The organism is Pseudomonas multiresinivorans (genome assembly GCF_012971725.1).
In the GTDB taxonomy this organism is placed as follows: Bacteria; Pseudomonadota; Gammaproteobacteria; order Pseudomonadales; family Pseudomonadaceae; genus Pseudomonas; species Pseudomonas multiresinivorans.
In genome coordinates this window covers 1,075,448-1,097,692 of record NZ_CP048833.1, presented here as the reverse complement: position 1 = coordinate 1,097,692, position 22,245 = coordinate 1,075,448, and the positions used below count along the sequence as shown (strand labels likewise).

At 64.2% G+C, this 22,245-nt stretch carries 21 protein-coding genes and 2 tRNA genes; 17 read left to right on the top strand and 6 right to left on the bottom strand.

The genetic code is table 11. The features are described from left to right. Positions 1-12 precede the first annotated feature (12 nt). The 6 genes from G4G71_RS05040 to hisB all read right to left on the bottom strand — a co-directional run bounded on the left by G4G71_RS05040 (position 13) and on the right by hisB (position 4,156). The gene (locus G4G71_RS05040; protein WP_169942519.1) at positions 13-768 is read right to left on the bottom strand and encodes a substrate-binding periplasmic protein; all 756 of its coding nucleotides are present in this window, start codon (positions 766-768) and stop codon (positions 13-15) included. A 231-nt stretch (positions 769-999) separates the two neighbouring features. Then, on the bottom strand, positions 1,000-1,770 hold the full coding sequence (gene hisF / locus G4G71_RS05035; protein WP_024762245.1) for an imidazole glycerol phosphate synthase subunit HisF: 771 nt from the start codon (positions 1,768-1,770) through the stop codon (positions 1,000-1,002). A 112-nt stretch (positions 1,771-1,882) separates the two neighbouring features. Further along, the gene (hisA, locus tag G4G71_RS05030) at positions 1,883-2,620 is read right to left on the bottom strand and encodes a 1-(5-phosphoribosyl)-5-[(5-phosphoribosylamino)methylideneamino]imidazole-4-carboxamide isomerase (RefSeq protein WP_024762243.1); all 738 of its coding nucleotides are present in this window, start codon (positions 2,618-2,620) and stop codon (positions 1,883-1,885) included. 40 nt (positions 2,621-2,660) lie between these two features. Further along, complete coding sequence (locus G4G71_RS05025; RefSeq protein WP_169935812.1) at positions 2,661-2,921, bottom strand: DUF2164 domain-containing protein; 261 nt, start codon at positions 2,919-2,921, stop codon at positions 2,661-2,663. 3 nt (positions 2,922-2,924) lie between these two features. Beyond that, a complete protein-coding gene (gene hisH / locus G4G71_RS05020) occupies positions 2,925-3,563 on the bottom strand; it encodes an imidazole glycerol phosphate synthase subunit HisH (protein ID WP_169935810.1) in 639 nt (212 codons plus the stop codon). Further along, the gene (gene hisB / locus G4G71_RS05015) at positions 3,563-4,156 is read right to left on the bottom strand and encodes an imidazoleglycerol-phosphate dehydratase HisB (RefSeq protein ID WP_015479330.1); all 594 of its coding nucleotides are present in this window, start codon (positions 4,154-4,156) and stop codon (positions 3,563-3,565) included. Before hisB ends, hisH begins: the two co-directional genes overlap by 1 nt. 139 nt (positions 4,157-4,295) lie before the next feature. Here hisB and G4G71_RS05010 point away from each other — a divergent pair, with 139 nt between their 5' ends. From G4G71_RS05010 to G4G71_RS04930, 17 genes are all read left to right on the top strand, one after another. After that, positions 4,296-4,694: an acetyl-CoA sensor PanZ family protein gene (locus G4G71_RS05010; RefSeq protein ID WP_169935808.1), complete on the top strand. Its 399-nt coding sequence runs from the start codon at positions 4,296-4,298 to the stop codon at positions 4,692-4,694. A 141-nt stretch (positions 4,695-4,835) separates the two neighbouring features. Continuing rightward, complete coding sequence (locus G4G71_RS05005) at positions 4,836-7,064, top strand: AsmA family protein (RefSeq protein WP_169935806.1); 2,229 nt, start codon at positions 4,836-4,838, stop codon at positions 7,062-7,064. Beyond that, positions 7,061-8,128, top strand: coding sequence for an A/G-specific adenine glycosylase (gene mutY, locus G4G71_RS05000; RefSeq protein ID WP_169935804.1), 1,068 nt, complete (start codon positions 7,061-7,063; stop codon positions 8,126-8,128). The genes G4G71_RS05005 and mutY overlap by 4 nt, the downstream gene beginning before the upstream one ends. Continuing rightward, positions 8,125-8,397 carry an oxidative damage protection protein gene (locus tag G4G71_RS04995; RefSeq protein WP_037012291.1) on the top strand — a complete coding sequence of 91 codons (273 nt, stop codon included), beginning with the start codon at positions 8,125-8,127 and terminating at the stop codon, positions 8,395-8,397. The genes mutY and G4G71_RS04995 overlap by 4 nt, the downstream gene beginning before the upstream one ends. Positions 8,398-8,474: 77 nt before the next feature. Continuing rightward, positions 8,475-8,550: transfer RNA gene (locus G4G71_RS04990), tRNA-Phe, on the top strand. 232 nt (positions 8,551-8,782) lie between these two features. Further along, positions 8,783-11,113, top strand: a complete 2,331-nt coding sequence (locus tag G4G71_RS04985) for an LTA synthase family protein (RefSeq protein WP_169935802.1) — start codon at positions 8,783-8,785, stop codon at positions 11,111-11,113. Between the two features lie 283 nt (positions 11,114-11,396). Continuing rightward, on the top strand, positions 11,397-12,170 hold the full coding sequence (locus G4G71_RS04980; RefSeq protein WP_169935800.1) for an ABC transporter ATP-binding protein: 774 nt from the start codon (positions 11,397-11,399) through the stop codon (positions 12,168-12,170). Positions 12,171-12,184: 14 nt separating this feature from the next. Further along, positions 12,185-12,937 carry an ABC transporter substrate-binding protein gene (locus G4G71_RS04975; RefSeq protein WP_169935798.1) on the top strand — a complete coding sequence of 251 codons (753 nt, stop codon included), beginning with the start codon at positions 12,185-12,187 and terminating at the stop codon, positions 12,935-12,937. Positions 12,938-12,992: 55 nt separating this feature from the next. Then, positions 12,993-13,688, top strand: coding sequence for an ABC transporter permease (locus G4G71_RS04970; protein WP_169935796.1), 696 nt, complete (start codon positions 12,993-12,995; stop codon positions 13,686-13,688). Further along, positions 13,685-14,377, top strand: coding sequence for an ABC transporter permease (locus G4G71_RS04965; RefSeq protein WP_045215759.1), 693 nt, complete (start codon positions 13,685-13,687; stop codon positions 14,375-14,377). The genes G4G71_RS04970 and G4G71_RS04965 overlap by 4 nt, the downstream gene beginning before the upstream one ends. A gap of 67 nt (positions 14,378-14,444) precedes the next feature. Beyond that, the gene (locus tag G4G71_RS04960; protein WP_169935794.1) at positions 14,445-15,665 is read left to right on the top strand and encodes a methyltransferase; all 1,221 of its coding nucleotides are present in this window, start codon (positions 14,445-14,447) and stop codon (positions 15,663-15,665) included. Between the two features lie 389 nt (positions 15,666-16,054). Then, entirely contained in the window at positions 16,055-16,528 is a 474-nt protein-coding gene (locus G4G71_RS04955) for a MarR family winged helix-turn-helix transcriptional regulator (protein WP_169935792.1), read from the top strand. Positions 16,529-16,530: 2 nt separating this feature from the next. Next, positions 16,531-18,012: an efflux transporter outer membrane subunit gene (locus G4G71_RS04950; protein ID WP_169935790.1), complete on the top strand. Its 1,482-nt coding sequence runs from the start codon at positions 16,531-16,533 to the stop codon at positions 18,010-18,012. Positions 18,013-18,026: 14 nt separating this feature from the next. Further along, positions 18,027-19,211: an HlyD/EmrA/EmrK family protein gene (locus tag G4G71_RS04945; RefSeq protein ID WP_169935788.1), complete on the top strand. Its 1,185-nt coding sequence runs from the start codon at positions 18,027-18,029 to the stop codon at positions 19,209-19,211. A gap of 13 nt (positions 19,212-19,224) precedes the next feature. Continuing rightward, positions 19,225-20,763: a DHA2 family efflux MFS transporter permease subunit gene (locus G4G71_RS04940; RefSeq protein ID WP_169935786.1), complete on the top strand. Its 1,539-nt coding sequence runs from the start codon at positions 19,225-19,227 to the stop codon at positions 20,761-20,763. A gap of 75 nt (positions 20,764-20,838) precedes the next feature. Beyond that, positions 20,839-20,914: transfer RNA gene (locus G4G71_RS04935), tRNA-Thr, on the top strand. Between the two features lie 240 nt (positions 20,915-21,154). Continuing rightward, the gene (locus G4G71_RS04930; RefSeq protein ID WP_240964879.1) at positions 21,155-22,126 is read left to right on the top strand and encodes a glycosyltransferase family 2 protein; all 972 of its coding nucleotides are present in this window, start codon (positions 21,155-21,157) and stop codon (positions 22,124-22,126) included. The last annotated feature ends 119 nt before the right edge of the window (positions 22,127-22,245 follow it).

The window sequence follows — 22,245 nt, the reverse complement described above, 5'->3', positions numbered from 1 at the left end:
GGCCTTCGAGTGTTACAGGTAACTGTTGAGTACGTCGTCGACGAAACCTTCGGCGCGCATCTTGTCCAGCGCCGCCTGCAGCTTCTGCACCACGGCATCCGGGGTCTCGCGGTTCAGCGCGAGGAACAGCTGGTCGCTGTTGAAGCGCAGTACGGTCTTCAGGCCGGTGACGCCCACCTGCTTGGCCAAGTAACGGCCCGCCGGGTCACCGCTGGCCCACAGGTCGATCTGGCCATCGCGCAGCTTGGCGGCGTTCTCCTGGTCACGCAGCGCCAGCACCGGCTCGAAACCGTGCTCGCCCAGGTATTGCGCCATGGCGTCACCCTTGTAGGCACCGACGCGGTATTTCTTCGCTTCGTCCAGATTGTTCAGGCTGATCGGGCTGTCGGCCTTGGCCAGCAGCACCCAGTCGTCCGGGCCGATCGGACCGACCCACTTGAACTGGCTTTCGCGCTCGGGCAGCCGCGCGGTGACGAACACGCCGTAGCCGGGCTTCTCCAGCGCCAGCTTGTAGATGCGGTCCCAGGGGAAGCGCAGGGTCAGGCTGTACTGCACGCCGGCGCGCTTGAACATCTCCTTGACGATATCCACGGCGATGCCGTCGATGCTGTCTTCCTGGGCGAAGTTCTTGCCGTTGATGGCCATGTTGTAAGGGGGGAAGTTCTCGGTGAGCAGCACCACGCTGTAATCCGAAGAATCCGTTTCGGCCCTTGCCGCGCCAGCCAGAAGCAGGCCGCAGCCTAGCCATGCGAGCAGAATGCGCTTCAGCATCGAGATATTTCCTGCGTATGACAATTCTGAGAAGGCGCAGAGCTTACTCGGAGAATTGACGTCAATAAACCCTATGAATATGGCAATGGGACATAGATACGCCATTACCTTGACTGAAGCCTTCGGCTAGCAAGCTTCGTGCGCAGGAAGGGGATGCGGCCACCGGACGCGGGAGAGAAAGGCTCGCGATAGAGCCATCGGGCCGGGAGAACCCCGGCCCGGAAGGGATCAGCGCACGACGATACCGCGGCTGGCCAGGTAGGCCTTGGCCTCCGGCACGCTGTACTCGCCGAAGTGGAAGATGCTCGCCGCGAGCACCGCGTCGGCCTTGCCTTCGATGATGCCGGCGGCCAGGTGCTCCAGGTTGCCGACGCCGCCGGAAGCGATCACCGGAACGCCCACAGCCTCACTGATGGCGCGGGTCACGCCCAGGTCGTAGCCGCTCTTCACGCCGTCCTGGTCCATGCTGGTCAGCAGGATTTCACCGGCGCCCAGGCCTTCCATCTTCTTCGCCCACTCCACTGCATCCAGCCCGGTGGGCTTGCGGCCGCCGTGGGTGAAGATTTCCCAGCGCGGGGTTTCGCCGGGGGCCGACACTTTCTTGGCGTCGATGGCAACCACGATGCACTGCGAGCCGAAGCGCGCGGCGGCTTCGCCGACGAACTCCGGAGTAAACACCGCGGCGGTGTTGATCGAGACCTTGTCCGCACCGGCATTGAGCAGGTTGCGGATGTCCTGCACTGTCCTGACGCCGCCGCCCACGGTCAGCGGGATGAACACCTGGCTGGCCATGCGCTCGACGGTATGCAAGGTAGTGTCGCGACCATCGACGCTGGCGGTGATGTCGAGGAAGGTGATCTCGTCCGCGCCCTGCTCGTCGTAGCGACGGGCGATTTCCACCGGGTCGCCGGCGTCGCGGATGTTCTCGAACTTGACGCCCTTCACCACGCGGCCGTTGTCCACGTCGAGGCAGGGAATGATGCGTTTAGCCAGTGCCATAGCAATGCTCTCGTAGGATGGGTGGAGCACAGCGATACCCATGCTGTCTCACCACCCGATGCCCTCATCGGTGGGTTACGCCGCTGCACGGCTAACCCACCCTACGTTCGAATCAGCCCTTGAAGGCGTCGCACAGTGCCTGGGCTTCGGCGACGTCCAGCGTGCCTTCATAGATCGCGCGGCCAGTGATGGCGCCGACGATGCCCGGCGTGCGGGCGTCCAGCAGTTTCTGGATGTCGCCCAGATTGTGGATGCCGCCCGAAGCGATCACCGGGATGCGCGTGGCGTTGGCCAGCGCGGCGGTGGCTTCGACGTTGCAGCCCTGCATCATGCCGTCCTTCGCGATGTCGGTGTAGACGATCGCCGAGACGCCATCGGCCTCGAAACGCTTGGCCAGGTCGATGACCTGTACCGAGCTCACTTCCGCCCAGCCATCGGTGGCGACGAAGCCGTCTTTCGCGTCCAGGCCGACGATGACCTTGCCCGGGAATGCCTTGCACGCTTCGGCAACGAACTCCGGCTGCTTGACTGCTTTGGTGCCGATGATCACGTAGCTGACGCCGGCACGGACGTAGTGCTCGATGGTTTCCAGCGAGCGGATGCCACCGCCGATCTGGATCGGCAGGTTCGGGTAGCGCTTGGCGATGGCGGTGACCACTTCACCGTTGACCGGCTTGCCTTCGAAGGCGCCGTTCAGGTCCACCAGGTGCAGACGGCGGCAACCGCCCTCCACCCACTTGGCGGCCATGGATACCGGGTCGTCGGAGAAGACCGTGGCGTCTTCCATCAGGCCCTGGCGCAGGCGCACGCAGGCGCCGTCTTTCAGATCGATTGCGGGGATGATCAGCATGGGTTGAACCTGCTCGAATCCAAAGATGAATGGGGTCGGGTCAGCTCTTCTCGAGCGCCCACAAGTCGCTTTCGATGCTCTCGAACCGGTCTTTCAGGTGAGATTGCACGTCGAAGACCGCCTTGTTGTAGAACAGCGGGCCGAACTCGCGCATGAAGAAATCCAGCGCCTCCTCGGCCTCGAAGGAACCGACGTCCAGCTCGAAGCGTTCTTCGAGAAAACGCTGGATGGCCCGCGCCGCACTCTGGCGCTGGGCGCCATCGAGCTCGAGGATCGCGGGCTTGTCCTTCTGGCGTGCCATGGCTTACCAGCGGCCATCCCAGGCGGCGAAGTTCTGCAGCAACTGCAGGCCGTGGGTATGGCTCTTCTCCGGGTGGAACTGCACGGCGAAGCGCGAGCCATCGGCCAACGCAGCGGCAAAGTCGACACCGTAATGGCCGCGGCCGACCACCTGGCGCGGATTGCCTGGCTGGATGTAGTAGCTGTGTACGAAGTAGAAGCGTGCGCGGTCCGGGATGTCGTGCCACAGCGGGTGATCCACGCCCTGCGCCACTTCATTCCAGCCCATGTGCGGCACCTTCAGGTGCTCGCCGTCCTCGTGCAGGTCCTTGCCGAAGAAGCGTACCTGGCCGGGGAACAGGCCGATGCAGTCGACGCCGTCGTTCTCTTCACTACGCTCCATCAGCGCCTGCATGCCGACGCAGATGCCGAGGAACGGGCGGTCCTGGCTGACTTCACGCACCAGGCTGTCGAAGCCCAGGCGCTTGATTTCGGCCATGCAGTCACGGATCGCGCCGACGCCGGGGAACACCACGCGGTCCGCCTCGCGGATCACATTGGCATCGCTGGTCACCAGTACGCGCCCGGCGCCCACGCGCTCCAGCGCCTTGGACACTGAGTGCAGGTTGCCCATGCCGTAGTCGATGACGGCGACGGTCTGCATTACAGGCACCCTTTGGTGGACGGCATCTGGCCGGCCATGCGCTCGTCCAGCTCGATGGCCATGCGCAGCGCGCGGCCGAAAGCCTTGAACACGGTTTCGATCTGGTGGTGGGTGTTGTGCCCGCGCAGGTTGTCGATGTGCAGGGTGACGTTGGCGTGGTTGACGAAGCCCTGGAAGAACTCCATGAACAGGTCCACGTCGAAGCCACCGACGCTGGCACGGGTGAACGGCACGTGCATCTGCAGGCCGGGGCGGCCGGAGAAGTCGATGACCACGCGCGACAGCGCCTCGTCCAGCGGCACGTAGGCATGGCCGTAGCGGCGGATGCCTTTCTTGTCGCCGATGGCTTTGGCGAAGGCCTGGCCGAGGGTGATGCCGATGTCTTCGACGGTATGGTGGTCGTCGATATGCAGGTCGCCCTTGCACTCGATGTCCAGGTCGATCAGGCCGTGGCGGGCGATCTGGTCCATCATGTGCTCGAGGAAGGGAACCCCGGTATCGAAGCGGGCCTTGCCCGTTCCATCCAGGTCGATGGAAACCTTGATCTGGGTTTCCAGGGTGTCGCGCGCGACGGATGCCTTGCGTTCGGCCATCACCAGCTCCACAGCTAACACTGCACGTAATTATAAGAAGGGCCGGCATTATAGGCGCGCCGGGCGCTGCGCGGCTACGGGCGGTGGTCGGCGCTGGCCGATGGTCCTACACTGCGCGGCCCGAATACGAGGATCGAGCATGCCCGTCGTCGTCCAGCACCTGACCCAGCCCAGCGACCAGGACCGCCAGGACCTGCTGAAGATCTACGCCGACGCGCCCGACTGGCTGCTGGCGCCCTTCGCCGAGGCCGGTGAACTGATCGAGCGCGGACTTGCCGAGGGCCGGCTGTTCACCGGGCGCTTCAATGATCGCCTGCTGGGCGCCGCCTGGATCGAGCGTGATGGAGATGCCTGGCGGCTTTCCCGCCTGTGCGTGCGCCAGGTCACCCGCGGACGCGGCGTGGCCCGCCGCCTGCTCGAAGAGGCCCAGCGCCTGGCTGTGCTGCAAGGGGCCGCGCTGCGGCTGACAGCACCTGACGGCAAACACGAAGCGGCTGTTTTCGCCGAGCATCTTGGCCTGACACTGGAAACGACCTGATCGCGTTCATGACGGGAACCGAGCGCCGCGTCCCCGTTCCAACTCCGCATTAACGGCGCCCTGCCCTGCGGGCTGGGGTGCCGGCGCGTCATTGGTATACTTCCTCGCCATCCCATTCGCCGCCTGAACAAGGACCCGTCCATGAAAGCGTTCGGCAAAATCATCGGCATCATTGCCCTGGTCCTGCTGCTGCTCATCGTCGCCGCCGGCTTCGTGCTGACCCACTTCTTCGACCCGAACGACTACAAGGACGAGATCCGCCAGCTCGCCCGGGACAAGGCCAACCTGGAGCTGAACCTCAAGGGCGACATTGGCTGGAGCCTGTTCCCCTGGCTGGGCCTGGAGCTGCATGACACCAGCGTGGCGAGCCTGCAGACCCCGGACAAGCCGTTCGCCGACGCCCAGTTGCTGGCCATGTCCGTGCGCGTGCTGCCGCTGCTGCGCAAGGAAGTGCAGATGAGCGATATCCGCGTCGAGGGCCTGACCCTTTCCCTGAACAGGGACAAGGCCGGCGTCGGCAATTGGGAAAGCATCGGCAAGCCCGCCCAGCCCGCTGCCGGCACGCCGCCTGCCGCACAACCGGCGCCCGCGCCAACCGAGCAGGCCAAGGCTGACGCCCAGCAATCCCACCAGGCGATGAAGCTGGACATCGACAGCCTGAACGTGAAGAACGCCCGTATCGACTACGCCGACGCCCAGAGCGGCAAGACCTACAGCGTCGAGGGTATCGAGCTGACCACCGGCGCCATCCGCGAAGGCAGCAACATCCCGCTCAAGCTCAGCGCCTACCTGGGCACCAACCAGCCGGTGATCCGCGCCCGCACCGAACTGACCGGCAACCTGCGCTTCGACCGCGCCCTCAAGCGCTACCAGCTCGAAGACGCCAAGCTCTCCGGCGAAGTTTCCGGCGACCAGTTCCAGGGCAAGACCGCCAACTACAGTGCCCAGGGCCAACTGGTACTCGACCAGGCAGCCCAGGTTGCCGAGTGGAATGGCCTGAAGGTCACCGTCAACCAGCTGCGCGCCCTCGGTGAGCTCAAGGCCCGCGAGCTGGACAAGGAGCCCAAGTTCGATGGCGGCCTGTCGCTGGCGCCGTTCAATCTGCGCGAGTTCCTCGAAAGCATCGGCCAGACCCTGCCGGAAATGGCCGATACCACCACCCTCACCAAGCTCGAACTGGCCACCCGCGTCAGCGGCACCCGCAACAGCCTGACCTTGAACGACCTCAAGCTGAAGCTGGACGACAGCAGCTTCAGCGGCAACCTCGGCATCGCCGACTTCGGCAAGCAGGCCATCCGTGCCCAGTTGTCCGGCGACATGCTGAACCTCGACCGCTACCTGCCGGCCAAGGTCAAGAAGGCCCAGGAAGCCACCAACAGCGCACGCAAGGCCGAAGTTGCCAGCACCGAGCAGAGCGCTATCAAAGGCGACACCCCGCTGCCCAACCAGCCGACCCAGCAAGCCTGGAGCGACGCGCCGCTGCTGCCTATCGCCCGCCTGCGTGCACTGGACCTGGACGCCAGCCTGACCCTCGGCCAGCTGACCCTGGACAAGCTGCCCATCGACAACGCCGTGCTCAAGCTGCGCGGCCAGGGCGGCCTGCTCAACCTCGACGACATGCGCGGTGAGCTCTACGACGGCAAGTTCAACGCCACCGCCAGCCTCGACGTACGCCAGGACGTACCGACCCTGAAGGCCAAGAAGCACATCGCCGACATACCGGTGGAGCGCCTGCTCGAATCCCAGGGCCAGAAGCCGCCGGTGAAGGGCCTGCTCGACCTGGATGCCGACATCACCACCCAGGGCAACAGTCAAAAGGCCTGGATCGACAACCTCAACGGCACCGCGCGCTTCGTCATGACCCAGGGCGTGCTGCTCAACGCCAACCTGGAACAACAACTGTGCCAGGGCATCGCCACGCTCAACCGCAAGTCGCTGACCGCTGAGCACGGCGGCAAGGACACGCCGTTCCGCGAACTGCAGGGCAACCTCACCTTCCGCAACGGCGTGGCCAGCAACCCGGACCTCAAGGCCAGCATTCCCGGCCTGACCGTCAAGGCTGACGGCGACCTCGACCTGCGAGTACTGGGCATGGACTACCGCGTCGGCGTGACCATCGAAGGCGACAAGAGCGACATGCCCGATCCGGCCTGCGAGGTGAACAAGCGCTATGTCGGCATCGAATGGCCGCTGCGCTGCCGCGGCCCGCTGGAGCTGGGCGCCAAGGCCTGCCGCCTGGACAAGGACGGCATCGGCAGGATCGCCGCACGTTTGGCCGGGGACCGGCTGAACCAGAAACTCGAAGAGAAGCTCGGCGACAAGGTCAGTCCCGAACTCAAAGACGCACTCAAAGGGCTGTTCAAGAAGTGACCCCGCAAAGCTTCCATTCGGCCGTGCTCGACTGGTTCGACACGCACGGCCGCCACGACCTGCCCTGGCAGCAGAACATCACGCCCTACCGGGTGTGGGTCTCGGAAATCATGCTGCAGCAGACCCAGGTCAGCACCGTGATGGGCTACTACGACCGCTTCATGACGGCACTGCCCACCGTGGCCGACCTCGCGAACGCGCCGGAAGACGAAGTGCTGCACCTGTGGACAGGCCTGGGCTACTACACCCGCGCCCGAAACCTGCACAAGACTGCGAAGACCGTGATGGAGCAGCACGGTGGCGAATTCCCCCGTGACGTCGAGCAACTCGCCGAGCTGCCCGGCATCGGCCGCTCCACTGCCGGCGCCATCGCCAGCATCTCCATGGGCCTGAGGGCGCCGATCCTCGATGGCAACGTCAAGCGCGTGCTGGCGCGCTACCTCGCCTGCGACGGCTATCCGGGCGAGCCCAAGGTGGCCAAGCAGCTGTGGGAGGCCGCCGAGCGCTTCACACCGCACGAGCGGGCCAACCACTACACCCAGGCGATGATGGACCTGGGCGCCACGCTCTGCACCCGCAGCAAGCCGAGCTGCCTGCTCTGCCCGCTGCGCGAAGGCTGCCGCGCGCACTTCCTCGGCCGCGAGACCGATTTCCCGGTGTCCAAGCCGCGCAAGGCGCTGCCGCAGAAGCGCACGCTGATGCCGATCCTGGCCAACCGCGAAGGCGACATCCTGCTTTATCGCCGTCCGTCGACCGGCCTCTGGGGCGGGCTGTGGAGCTTCCCTGAACTGGAAGACCTGGCCGCCCTCGACCCACTGGCCCAGCGCCATGCCCTGCGCCTGGGCGAGCGCCGCGAACTGCCCGGCGTGACCCACACCTTCAGCCACTTCCAGCTGGCTATCGAGCCCTGGCTGGTGCGCGTCGAGGACGCAGCCCCCGCCGTGGCCGAGGCCGACTGGCTCTGGTATAACCTCGCCACCCCGCCGCGGCTCGGCCTTGCCGCCCCGGTGAAGAAGCTGCTCAAACGAGCCGCCGACGTGTTGAACGCAGGAGAAATGTCATGACCCGACTGGTGATGTGCCGCAAATACAAAGAAGAGCTGCCCGGCCTCGATCGCGCACCCTATCCCGGCGCCAAGGGCCAGGACATCTACGAGCACGTTTCGAAGAAAGCCTGGGAAGAATGGCAGAAGCACCAGACCATGCTGATCAACGAGCGTCGCCTGAACATGATGAACGCCGAAGATCGCAAGTTCCTCAGCACCGAGATGGACAAGTTCCTTTCCGGCGAGGAATACGCGCAGGCCGAGGGTTACGTCCCGCCCAGCGCGTAAGCTCCGGTATTATTTGAAAAATTTTTCGCGGCACGCTTGACACCCTTTCCGAAAACCCTTTTAATGCGCGCCACGTTGCCCAGGTAGCTCAGTTGGTAGAGCAGGGGATTGAAAATCCCCGTGTCGGCGGTTCGATTCCGTCCCTGGGCACCAAGCCTTCCGAAAAGCCCCTGAAATCGCGAGATTTCAGGGGCTTTTTCATTCCTGTCCGAACAAGTCACTCCCCCGCCCCGGCACGCCCCCGCGATTCGTATCGAATGTTTGCCTAAGTACAGTGTCTACTGGCACATAGCACACCGATCTTTCAGAATCATGACCATCCGGACGATTTCCACACTTTGAGTGGGATACCCTCCGGGATTCGATGTTTGGTAGCGGAGTCACTGTGCGCAAACTCATTAGCTGGTGGAATTCCCGGGGCAACCTGGTTTCTCTGTCTGCCCTTTTCCTGCTGGTCCCGCTGATCGGCCGCTACAGCCTTGGCTGGGGCTCCCCGCTGGGCTACCTGTCGGACCTGGCGCTCGGCACACTGCTGGTCGTCGCGCTGCACAATCGACGACTGTTCATCGCTATTCCGGTGATGCTGGTCTGGGCGCTGTCGGTGATCGGCACCGCCGAACTGGTCAGCGCCGTGGGCCGCATGCCCGCACCGGAAGACCTGCACTTCCTCGCCGACCCGACCTTCGTCGCCAACTCCACCGAGGGCGGCGGCCTCAACCACCTGCACCTGGCGATCCTGATCGGCGCCGGCATCCTGCTCAGCGCCTTGCTCTGGCGCCGTCGCGAGAAGCCGCTGCCGCGCTACGCCTATGCCGTGCCGGCGGTTCTGCTGGCCAGCCACGCCGCCGTGCAGTACTTCCAGCCCAGCGATGGGGAAATGTGGAAGCAGTTCAACCTGCCGCACCAGCTTGTCTCCCGCGCTGTCACCAGCGGCGAGATGGCCTATCAGGACTGGCGCGACCGCGACCTCCCGGAAGTCCGCCCGGATGTCACCGGCCTGACCCAGCACGACCTCAACGGCACGCCGCTGCTGGCCGGCCGCGGCCAGGCGAAGAACGTGCTGATCATCGCCATGGAAGGTATTCCTGGCGCCTACGTGGCCACCAACCGTGCCGCATTGAGCAGCAGCTATGAAGAATCGATGATGCCGCGCCTGAGCACCTGGGCCGAGCGCGCCATGACCACCCCGGACTACGTGGTGCACAGCCACCAGACCATCCGCGGTCTCTATGCCATGCTCTGCGGCGATTACAGCAAGCTGGACAACGGCACGCCCAAGGGCGTCGAGCTGCTGGGCAATCCGACCCGCGCCGCCGAATGCCTGCCGGCGCAGATGCACCAGGCCGGTTTCAGCACCCACTTCCTGCAGGGCGCCGGGCTGCGCTTCATGGCCAAGGACAAGGTCATGCCGGCCATGGGCTTCGACAAGACCCTGGGCCGCGACTGGTTCAAGAAGAAGCCCTACCTGGAGTTCGCCTGGGGCATGGATGACAAGGCCTTCTTCGAAGGTGCGCTGGACTATGTCGGCCAGCTGCGCCAGAAGAAACAGCCATGGATGCTCACTCTGCTCACCGTCGGCACCCACCAGCCGTATTCGGCCACGCCGGAATACCTGGCCAAGTACCCGACGCCGCGCCAGGCGGCCGTCGCCTACCTGGACGATGCCGTCGACGCCTTCCTCAAGGGCCTGGAAGAAAAAGGCGTGCTGAAGGACACCCTGGTCATCGTCACCTCCGACGAATCCCACGGCATCGACAACGTGCGCCTTGCCTCGGCCTGGGGCCTGAACCTGATTCTTGCACCGGAACAGGCCGCGCTGCCGCCGGTGAAAGCCGGCGTCTACGGTCACGTCGACATGGAATCCTCGGTGCTCGACTACTTCGCCATCAAGGCGCCGCAGGATATCGCCGGCCGCTCGCTGTTCCGCGAATATTCCAATGGACGGGAGATGGTCTCCTTCACCAACGGCATGCAGCGTTACCACGACGGCAAGGGCAACTTCACCGAGTGCGACTTCCAGCAGGTCTGCCGGCGCTACCAGAGTGACGGCTTCATCGCCGACAGCGCCAAGTTCGTTGGCCGCTTCAGTGGCCGCGATGCCCGCCTGATGACCGCCCGCGCCGATATCCTCGACCAGTCGGTGACCAAGGCGCAGTCGGCCCGCGAGTACCAGTTCGCGACCAAGGAACGCATCCGCCTGAAGCCGCAGATCGACAACGAGTACACCGACAACCTGATCGGCGCGCAGTATCTGGAACTGCCAGCCAACTCTCACACCACGGTGAGCCTGAAGATGCGAGCCATTCAGATGGATGAAAAGGGTGCACGCGTCCAGTTGAAAACTCGCTCGTTTGAGCAACTGCTGCCCACCCCGATCCCCGAGTTCCCACTGCTCAAGCGCAATCAACCACTGGACGTTACCTTCTCCTTCGATAATGAAAAGGTGCTGAAGGCCTTCTCCTTCCACCTGCTGGCCGAAGGCAAGGGCATTATCGAGATCACCGATTTCCACGTGCTGACGCAACCGCGCAAATCCTCGATCAATGCGACCGAAGCCGGCGGCACTGGCCTGGCAGACGCCAAGCCGCTGCCGATCCCGCGCCTGTCCGGGCATCCGAACCTGATGGCCAGCCAGCCACCGGAATCCCAGGACGACATCACGCCCGCCGAGGCGGTCGAAGATCCGAGCCCGCAACTGCGGCAGATGATGCAATGACCCGAACCGGCGGCCCAAAGGCCGCCGGACTTTTACTGGCTGGTACAAACTGGCACTATCCCGCCCCCGCACCACCATCGGACGCCCTCATCCGGCGCGGCTAGTTCAGCCCAGGCGACAACGCCGAGCGGCAATGCGACAACTTGCCACTACAGCCGACGACCGCGGCAGATGGGCGCTTGGCGCACTCCGGAGTGCATGTTAGGTTGCCCCTCGCCAGGATGGCCCCGATTCTGCAGTGACCTGCTGCGAAAGCGTCCGAATAACAATAGAGGAGCCCCCAATGGCCACGGCCATACCCGCACTGGAAATCCGTAACCTGCACAAGCGTTACGGTGACCTGGAAGTGCTCAAAGGCATTTCCCTGACCGCCCGCGACGGCGATGTGATTTCCATTCTCGGCTCCTCCGGTTCCGGTAAATCCACGTTCCTGCGCTGCATCAACCTGCTGGAGAACCCCCACCAGGGCCAGATCCTGGTCGCCGGTGAAGAACTCAAGCTGAAGAAATCCAAGGACGGCTCGCTGGTCGCCTCGGACGGCAAGCAGATCAATCGCCTGCGCAGCGAACTGGGCTTCGTCTTCCAGAACTTCAACCTCTGGCCGCACATGAGCATCCTCGACAACATCATCGAGGCGCCACGCCGTGTGCTGGGCAAGACCAAGGCCGAGGCCACCGAGATCGCCGAGGCCCTGCTGGCCAAGGTCGGCATCTCCGACAAGCGCCACAGCTTCCCCGCACAGCTTTCCGGCGGCCAGCAGCAGCGCGCCGCCATCGCCCGTACGCTGGCGATGCAACCCAAGGTCATCCTCTTCGACGAGCCGACTTCGGCACTGGACCCGGAAATGGTCCAGGAAGTGCTTAGCGTAATCCGCGCGCTTGCCGAGGAGGGTCGCACCATGCTGCTGGTGACCCACGAAATGAACTTTGCCCGCCAGGTTTCCAGCGAGGTGGTGTTCCTCCACCAGGGCCTGGTAGAAGAGCAGGGACCGCCGCAGCAGGTATTTGACAACCCGCAATCGGCACGCTGTAAACAATTCATGTCCAGCCACCGCTAACGGAGCATCACTGCATGAACAACTATAAGAAGATCGTTCTGGCTATCGCGGCCACCTTTGCACTGGGGAGCCAGGCCATCGCCGCAGACAAACTGCGCATCGGTACCGAAGGCGCCTACCCGCCCTTCAACGGTATCGACGCCAGCGGCCAGGTCGTCGGCTTCGACCTCGACATCGGCAAGGCGCTGTGCGCCAAGATGAAGACCGAATGCGAAGTCGTCACCTCCGATTGGGACGGCATCATTCCCGCCCTGAACGCCAAGAAGTTCGACTTCATCGTCGCCTCCATGTCGATCACCGACGAGCGCAAGCAAGCGGTGGACTTCACCAACGCTTACTACACCAACAAGCTGCAGTTCGTGGCGCCCAAGTCGACCGACTTCAAGACCGACAAGGGCTACCTGAAAGGCAAGGTGATCGGCGCGCAGCGCGCGACCATCGCCGGCACCTGGCTCGAGGACAACATGTCCGACGTCGTCACCATCAAGCTGTACGACACCCAGGAAAACGCCTACCTCGACCTGTCCTCGGGCCGTCTCGACGGCGTGCTGGCCGACAAGTTCGTGCAGTACGACTGGCTGAAGAGCGACGCCGGCAAGGACTTCGAGTTCAAGGGCGAGCCGGTGTTCGACAACGACAAGATCGGCATCGCCGTGCGCAAGGGCGACCCGCTGCGTGAGAAGCTGAACGCCGCTCTCAAGGAAATCGTCGACGACGGTACCTACAAGAAGATCAACGACAAGTACTTCCCCTTCAGCATCTACTGATGCACGTGCCGCGCCGCCCTTGCCGGGCGGCGCGCGCCTTCAGGCGTGACTCCCCATGATTTTCGACCTGCACGGCTTTGGCGATCAGTTGATCGCCGGCACCTGGATGACGCTCAAGCTCTCGCTCGCCGCAGTCTGCGTGGGACTGATCCTCGGCCTGCTCGGCGCCGTCGCCAAGACCTCGAACAACAGCTTCCTGCGCATGCTCGGCGGCTTCTACACCACCGTGGTGCGCGGCGTACCCGAGACGCTCTGGGTACTGATGATCTATTTCGGCACCGTGGCCGGCCTGAACGCCATCGGTGACCTGTTCGGCTACCCCGAATTCGCCCTGTCGCCCTTCGCCGCCGGCACCTGCGCCCTGGGCCTGTGCTTCGGCGCCTACGCCACCGAGGTGTTCCGTGGCGCGCTGCTGGCGATTCCCAAGGGCCACCGCGAAGCCGGCCAGGCGCTGGGCCTCTCGGCCCCGCGCATCTTCTGGCGCATCGTCCTGCCGCAAGTGTGGCGCGTGGCGCTGCCGGGCCTGGGCAACCTCTACCTGATTCTGCTGAAGGACACCGCGCTGGTCTCGCTGATCACCCTCGACGAAATCATGCGAAAGGCCCAGGTCGCTTCCAACGCGACCAAGGAACCCTTCACCTTCTACATGACTGCGGCCTTCATCTACTTGGGCCTGACCGTCTTCATCATGGCCGCCCTACACTTCCTTGAGCGTCGCGCCGGCCGCGGCTTCGTGAGGAACGAGCTATGACCGATCTCGAGCTGATCCTCAAATGGCTGCCGAAGATGCTCCAGGGCGCCACCCTGACCCTGGAGCTGCTGGCCATCGCCGTGGTCGCCGGCCTGTGCCTCGCCGTACCGCTGGGCATCGCCCGCGCCTCGCGGCACTGGTACGTGCGCGCGGTGCCCTACGCCTATATCTTCTTCTTCCGTGGCACGCCGCTGCTGCTGCAACTGTTCATCGTCTACTACGGCTTCGCCCAGTTCGAAAGCGTGCGCAAGGGGCCGCTCTGGCCGTATCTGCGCGACCCGTACTGGTGCGCCCTGCTGACCATGACCCTGCACACGGCCGCCTACATTGCGGAGATCCTGCGCGGCGCCATCCACGCCATCCCGGTCGGTGAAGTGGAAGCCGCCCGCGCCCTGGGCATGTCTCGCCGCCAGGCGCTGTTCCACATCATCCTGCCGCGCGCCGCGCGTATCGCCATGCCGGCCTACAGCAACGAGGTGATCCTCATGCTCAAGGCCAGCGCCGTGGTCTACACCGTGACCCTGTTCGACATCATGGGCATGACCCGCACCATCATCGCGCGTACCTACGAGGCCATGCTGTTCTTCTGCCTCGCCGGCCTGTTCTATCTGGTCATCACCCTGCTGCTCACGCGCATCTTCCGCCTGCTGGAACGCTGGCTGAAAGTCGACTCCATGCAAGGCCGCTGACCGGCGCGCCGCTCGCCCACGGGGGTCGCTATAATGCGCGCCCCGTGGCTTTCTCCCGCTTCGCACCGTGCTCCCGAACGACACTCCCCTGACCGGCCCCGACCTGCTCCAGCGCTTCCTGGCTCTGGACGCCTTCCTGCTGGAACACCAGGCGCTCTGGCGGCCCAAACCCTTCACGGTGCTGGAGTTGCCCTGGGAGCATAGCCACCCCGAACTGGCCACCTGGCTGCGCAGCCGCAGCCTCGAAGACGCCGATGCGGTGCACAACGCTCCGGAGCAACTCGACGCCCCCGCGCCCTTCCCCACGTTGGCTGCCATCGCCGCCGAACTGTCCGTCGTCGGCGAGCTCCCGGCAACGCCTGTGGGAAAGCTGCCGAACCTGCTGACGGTTGACGTACCCGGGCGCAAGTGGCAGCAGATCGAAGCTTTCGCCAGTTGCCTGGACTTCGCCGAGGCACCGCAGCAATGGCTTGACTGGTGCGCCGGCAAAGGCCATCTGGGCCGCCTGCTGGCCCGTGACGGCAAGCCATTGTTGAGTCTGGAATTCGACAGTGCACTGGTTGAAGACGGCCAGCGCCTGAGCGACCGGCTTCAGTTGCAGGCCCGACATCGCCAGCAGGACGTGCTCGCCCCGAACGCTCACGAGCACCTCCAAGCCGGGCACACCGCCGTCGCCCTGCACGCCTGCGGCGACCTGCACGTGCGCCTTCTGCAGCTCGCCAGCAGTCACGGCTGCCGCCAGCTTGCGGTTGCCCCCTGCTGCTACAACCGCATCGATAGCGAGCACTACCAGCCGCTCTCAAACGCCGCGCAAAGCTCCCCACTCCGGCTCTCGCGCGAGGACCTGCGCCTGCCGCAGGCAGAAACCGTGACCGCCGGTGCCCGTGTGCGCCGCCAGCGCGACGCTTCGATGGCACGTCGACTGGCATTCGACCTGCTGCAGCGGGAAGTCCGGGGCAGCGACGGCTACCTGCCCATCCCGCCCGTATCACCAACCTGGCTGGCCAAATCCTTCGCCGATTACTGTCGTGATCTCGCCGCGCTCAGGGGCCTCGACCTGCCCACAGTGGTCGACTGGCTCCCATTGGAAGCCCGAGGCTGGCAGCGACTGGCCCAGGTCCGCAACCTCGAACTGGTTCGCGGACTATTCCGCCGGCCCATGGAGCTCTGGCTAGTGCTCGACCGCGCGTTATTCCTCGAAGACCAGGGCTATCGCGCCACCCTGGGCGCCTTCTGCGCCACGCGAATGACCCCGCGCAACCTGCTGTTGCTGGCCGAACGCATCTGAGACGGGCGTTCCAGGGCTTCACCCACAGACCCTGTGGATAACTCTGTTCGTAACCCAGGAAAAAAGTCACCTTCCTTACCGGCCAGACCGTCTCGCTGCGACCTGATCATTTTTTGCACACACGAACTAAATCTTTCAAAAACAGCCACTTACGATATTTCGTGATTGGCATCACAGGGCATATGCGATTTGTGCCCTAAAGCTTTCCCGGTTGTGCATAAAGAGCCGCCAAGGTCGTAGGAAATCAGCCATACCTGTTGCCAATCACGCTCCAATTGCGCTTCGTCGAACGGATTGTTGCGCAATCGCGACAATCGCACCTTGTCAATCGCTGCCTAGGCAGTATCATTTCGAAACATTTCACTGCCTAAGCAGCTATCTGTTTTGACATGAATCACTACGACGTCGCGGACTTTCCGTTCAAAGGCTCAATCGGCCAATTGCTGGGCGCCACCGCCATCCTCAAGGATCGCCTGCTGGACAAGCACTTGGCGCACCTGGACATCACCGCCGCACAGTTCAAGGTGCTGTTCTTCATCGGCAACGACCGCGCCAACACCCCGGCCGAGCTGTGCCGCGAACTGTCCATCGACAGCGGCTCCATGACCCGCATGCTAGAGCGCCTGTCGCGCAAGGACCTGCTGCTGCGCCAGCCCTGTCCCAATGATCGCCGCAGCGTGCGCCTGAGCCTCAGCGCTGCGGGCCAGGCGGTGAACGACGAGGCGCCGCGCATCGCCGCCGCCGCCATGAACGAACTGGTCGGCGGCCTTTCCAGCGACGAACTGCAGACCCTCACCGGCCTGCTCGACAAGATCCTGCGCGCCCACGGCGTCGCGGCCAGCTGCCCGGCGCAGGAGAAGTGAAGATGAAACGTCCTCGTATTGCCCTGCTGCCGGCGGCCGTGTTCGCCGCCGTGCTCGGCCTTACAGGCTGCGCCAACTATTCGGGCCTGAGCGCCAGTGGCAAGGCCGTTGATCCCGCCAGCCTGAAGGCCGGCGTCAGCCTCGACGGTGCTCCGCTGTCGCCCGCCGCCTGGCCCAGCGAGCGCTGGTGGACCAGCCTGGGCGACGCTCAACTGGACAGCCTGATCGATGAAGCCCTGCGTGGCACCCCGGACCTGCAAATCGCCGATGCCCGAGCCCGCCAGGCCACAGCGGCCGCCCAGGCGCAGGACGCCGAGCGCATGCCGAGCGTGAAGGGCACTGCCAGTTATGCCGGCATCCGCGCGCCGGAAAGCGTCCTGCCGGCGCCGACCGGCGGCCGCTACTCAGCGGTGAAATACCTGTCGGCGAGCTTCAGTTACGACCTCGACCTCTGGGGCGGTCAGCGCGACGCCTGGGAGGCCGCGCTCGGCCAGGCCAACGCCGCCGAAGTCGACCGCCAGGCCGCATCGATCACCCTTTCCACCAACGTCGCCCGTGCCTACAGCGAACTGGCCCACGCCTTCGTTGCGCGCGACCTCGCCCGCGATGAGTTGGACCGCTCCCAGCATCTCTTCCAGCTCAGCCAGAAGCGCATGGACGCGGGCCTCGACAGCAAGGTTCAACTGCAACAGACGCAAACCCAGGTGGCCAGCGCCAAGCAGCAATTGGCGGCGGCGGAACAGGACATTGCCAGCGATCGCATCGCCCTGGCCGTCCTGCTCGGCCAAGGCCCGGACCGCGGCCAGGAACTGCAGCGCCCGCAGGAGCTCAAGCCTGGCGCGCTGACCCTGCCGTCGAACCTGCCGGCCGAACTGCTGGGCCGGCGCCCGGACATCGTCGCCGCACGCTGGCGCGTTGAAGCCGCGTCGAAAAGCATCGATTCGGCGAAGACCGAGTTCTATCCCAACCTGAACCTGGGCGCGATGGTCGGCCTGGCTGCCTTGCACACCAGCGACGTATTGAAGGCGCCGAGCCGCTTCTTCCAGATCGCCCCGGCGATCTCCCTGCCGATATTCGACGGCGGCCGCCTGCGCGCCAACCTCGCCGGAAAGGACGCCGACTACGACCTGGCTGTCGCCCAGTACAACAAGACCCTGGTCAACGCCCTCGGCGAAGTCACCGACGACCTCGGCAAGCTGCGCTCACTGGAACAGCAGATCGACGACCAGCGCGATGCCCGCGACATCGCCAAATCCAACTTCGACCTGGCCATGCGCCGTTACGGCGAGGGTGTCGGTAACTACCTCGACGCCCTCAGCGTGCAACAGCAGTTGCTCCTCGCCGAACGCCAACTGGCCAGCCTGGACGCCCAGCGGATCGATCTCTCGGTGCAGCTGATCCAGGCCCTGGGCGGTGGCTACCAGCCCGACACCACTTCCACCCCCGCCCCGCTCGCCCAGGCGAACGCGGCCGCCGCGCACTGAACGAGGCACCCGACATGAGCACCGCAACGCAAGAAACCCCGAGCAGCAATCCCAAGCGCAAGCGCTGGCTGCTGATCCTGCTCGCCGTCGTCGTCCTCGCCGGCCTCGCCAGCGTCGCCTGGGAAATCCTCTACGGCCGCTGGCACGAAGACACCGACGATGCGTACGTGAACGGCAACATCGTGCAGATCACCCCGCAGATCACCGGCACCGTGGTCAGCATCGGCGCCGATGATGGCGACCTGGTGCACAAGGGCCAGGTCCTGGTGAAGTTCGACCCCAGCGATGCCGACATCGCCCTGCAACAGGCTGAAGCCAACCTCGCGCGCACCGTTCGCCAGGTGCGCGGGCTGTTCAGCAACGTCGACGGCTACAAGGCCGATGTGGCCGCGAAGAAAGTCGCGCTGACCAAGGCCGAAGCGGACTTCAAGCGCCGCCAGCACCTGGCCAGCGACGGCGCCATCTCCCAGGAAGAACTGGCCCACGCCCGCGACGCTCTGGATACGGCGCGCAGCTCGCTGACCACCTCCGAACAGCAACTGGACACCAATCGCGCGCTGGTCGACGACACCGTGATTGCCTCCCATCCGGACGTCAAAGCCGCCGCCGCCAAGCTGCGCCAGGCCTACCTGGACGACGCCCGCGCGGTGATCATCGCGCCAGTCACCGGCTACGTCGCCAAGCGCACCGTGCAGGTGGGCCAGCGCGTGCAGCCGGGTGCTGCGCTGATGGCGGTGATCCCGCTGGACCAGGTGTGGATCGACGCCAACTTCAAGGAAACCCAGCTCAAGCACATGCGCATCGGCCAGCCGGTGGAAATCCGCTCGGACCTCTACGGCAGCGAAGTGAAGTATTCCGGCACCGTCGACAGCCTCGGCGTCGGCACCGGCAGCGCCTTCTCCCTGCTGCCGGCACAGAACGCCACCGGCAACTGGATCAAGATCGTCCAGCGCGTACCCGTGCGCATCCGCATCAATGCCGAGGAGCTGGCGAAGAATCCGCTGCGCATCGGCCTGTCCATGGACGTCAACGTCAGCCTGCACGACCAGAGCGGTCCCGCTCTTGCCCAGCAGGCGCCGCACGAGGCGGTGTTCTCCACCGACATCTACCAGGAACAATTGGCCTCCGCGGACCAGCTGATCGAGAAGCTGATCCAGGCCAACCTGGCCGACGCCAGCCACAGCACCGCGCAGCGCTGATCCGACCGCCGCCATGAGCCAGCAGAACAGCAGCAGCTTCAGCCCACCCAGCCTGGTGATGGCCACCATCGGCCTATCGCTGGCGACCTTCATGCAGGTGCTCGACACCACCATCGCCAACGTTGCCCTGCCGACCATCTCCGGCAACCTCGGGGTGAGCTCCGAGCAGGGCACCTGGGTCATCACCTCGTTCGCGGTGAGCAACGCCATCGCCCTGCCGCTGACCGGCTGGCTCAGCCGGAAGATCGGCGAAGTGCGGCTGTTCATCGCCGCCACCCTGCTCTTCGTCATCGCCTCGTTCCTCTGTGGCGTCGCGCAGCAGATGGGCATGCTGGTGGGCTTCCGCGCCATCCAGGGCTTCGTCGCCGGGCCGCTCTACCCGATCACCCAGACCCTGCTGATCTCCATCTATCCCCCGGCGAAAAGGGGGATGGCACTGGCACTGCTGGCGATGGTGACGGTGGTGGCGCCCATCGCCGGGCCGATCCTCGGCGGCTGGATCACCGACAGCTACAGCTGGCCGTGGATATTCTTCATCAACGTGCCTATCGGCCTGTTCGCCGCCATGGTCGTCTATCAACAGCTCCGTGCCCGCCCGGTGGTGATCAAGCACGCGCCCATGGACTACATGGGCCTGGCGATGCTGGTGATCGGCGTCGGCGCCCTGCAGATCGTGCTCGACAAGGGCAACGACCTGGACTGGTTCGAATCCGGCTTCATCATCGGCGGCACGGTAATCTCGGTGATCGCCCTGGCAGTGTTCGTGATCTGGGAGCTGACCGACAAGCACCCGATCGTCAATCTGCGACTGTTCGTGCATCGCAACTTCACTGTGGGAACCCTGGCACTGGTCGGCGGCTACGCCGGCTTCTTCGGCATGAACCTGCTGCTACCGCAATGGCTGCAAACGCAGATGGGTTACACCGCCACCTGGGCCGGGCTGGCGGCAGCGCCGATCGGGATTCTCCCGGTCTTCCTGTCGCCGCTCGTCGGACGCTACGCGAACAATTTCGATCTTCGCCTGCTGGCTGGCCTGGCCTTCCTGGCCATGGCGGCGACCTGCTTCATGCGCGCCGACTTCACCACTGACGTCGACTACCTGCACATTGCCCTGGTGCAGTTGTTCATGGGGCTGGGCGTGGCGTTCTTCTTCATGCCGATCCTGAGCATCCTGCTGTCGGACCTCCCGCCGGACCAGATCGCCGACGGCTCGGGCCTGGCGACCTTCCTGCGGACCCTCGCCGGCAGCTTCGCCGCGTCCCTCACCACCTGGATCTGGAACCGCCGCGCCACCATGCACCACGCCTACCTGACCGAGAACATCAGCCAGTACGACCCGGCCACCCGCGCTACCGTCGAACAACTGGGCGGCCCCGGCCAGCACAGCGCCGCCCTGCTCGAACGCATGGTGGAAAGCCAGGCCTACATGATCTCGACCATCGACTACTTCACCCTGCTGGGCTGGCTGTTCCTCGCCATGCTGGTCGTCATCTGCCTGGCCAAGCCCCCCTTCGGCGCCAAGCCCGGCGCAGCGACGGCCGGAGGACACTGACAGAAACAGTCGGATCAGTCTGACAAATCAGTGGTTTACACAAAGGTTGGCATGGCTATAATGGCCGCCCTCCTTGCCGGTATAGCTCAGCTGGTAGAGCAACTGACTTGTAATCAGTAGGTCCCGGGTTCGACTCCTGGTGCCGGCACCATATTCAAAAGCCTCGTCTTCGACGGGGCTTTTTTTCAAGTCAAGGGAACCTTCCTCAGCGGCCAATGTCAGAACCTGCTATTTCTGCCCTTGTCGCTCTGTCGGTTTACTCCTTCCCCTTGATGAATATAATCGTCACCCACTCAGCGCATCCAATACAGTCTCGCACTCCAGGAGCAGGCCGCCCTCCGCAGACTGAAGGTTCATACAGCTTCAGGACGACTTTGCCAGGGGGGCCACGTTGACCTACAAATCTCAGCCATCGCCACGCCCTGCAGGGAAATGCGCTTCGGGCAAGCATGTCGCGATCCTGATGTCGACCTTCAATGGAGAGTCGTACCTTCAGGAGCAGTTGGACTCCCTGTATCAGCAGACCCATTCGGATTGGTCTATCTATTCATCGGATGACGGCTCGAGCGACCGTACCCTCGAAATTCTCCGGCAGAATCAATTGAGTCTCGGCAGCGAACGGCTGAGCATACGCAACGGGCCGGCCAGGGGCTTCTCCAGCAACTTCCTGTCCCTGCTGCGTGCAGGAGATATCGATGCGCAGTACTTCGCCTTCTGCGACCAGGATGATCTCTGGAATCCGGACAAACTCGAAAACGCCCTGAACTGGCTTTCATCGGTGCCGCAGAACGTGCCTGCACTTTTCTGCTCGCGTACCCGCCTGATCAACGAGTCAGGCTATCCGATGGGCTTCTCCCCCCTGTTCAGGCGCCCCCCTTCATTCAGCAATGCACTGGTGCAAAGCATCGCTGGTGGAAACACCATGGTGATGAACGTAGCCGCCAGGAATCTGATGGCCAGAACTCCACAAGATATGTCTGTGGCCTCCCATGATTGGTGGGCCTATCTTTTGGTCACCGGCTGCGGTGGGGCTGTTTTCTACGAAAGTACGCCACAGGTTGACTATCGCCAGCATGGTCAGAATCTGATGGGTTCCAATACCCGCCTCAGGGACCGGATCGCGCGGCTGATAAAGATGTTCGATGGCACGTTCAGAGACTGGAACAGCGCAAATATTACGGCGCTGGAGTCATTCGAGCAGGAACTGACTGCACTCAACCGAACCAGCCTGGATGTATTCCGCCATGCCAGAGGAGGCAGCCTGGGCTGTCGTCTAGCAGGGTTGCGACGAGCGGGCATCCACCGCCAGTCGATGGTAGAGAACCTGGGCCTAACCGCTGCCATTCTGATCAATCGTGTATGAAGGTCATGAACCATAACCGACCCAACGCTGCCGCAACCTGCCCCGTCCAAGGGCATCCCGGCATGCCTCATGACTTACAGACAGCACTCCCCTTCCCCTTAGACCGGGACGGCTCGCTC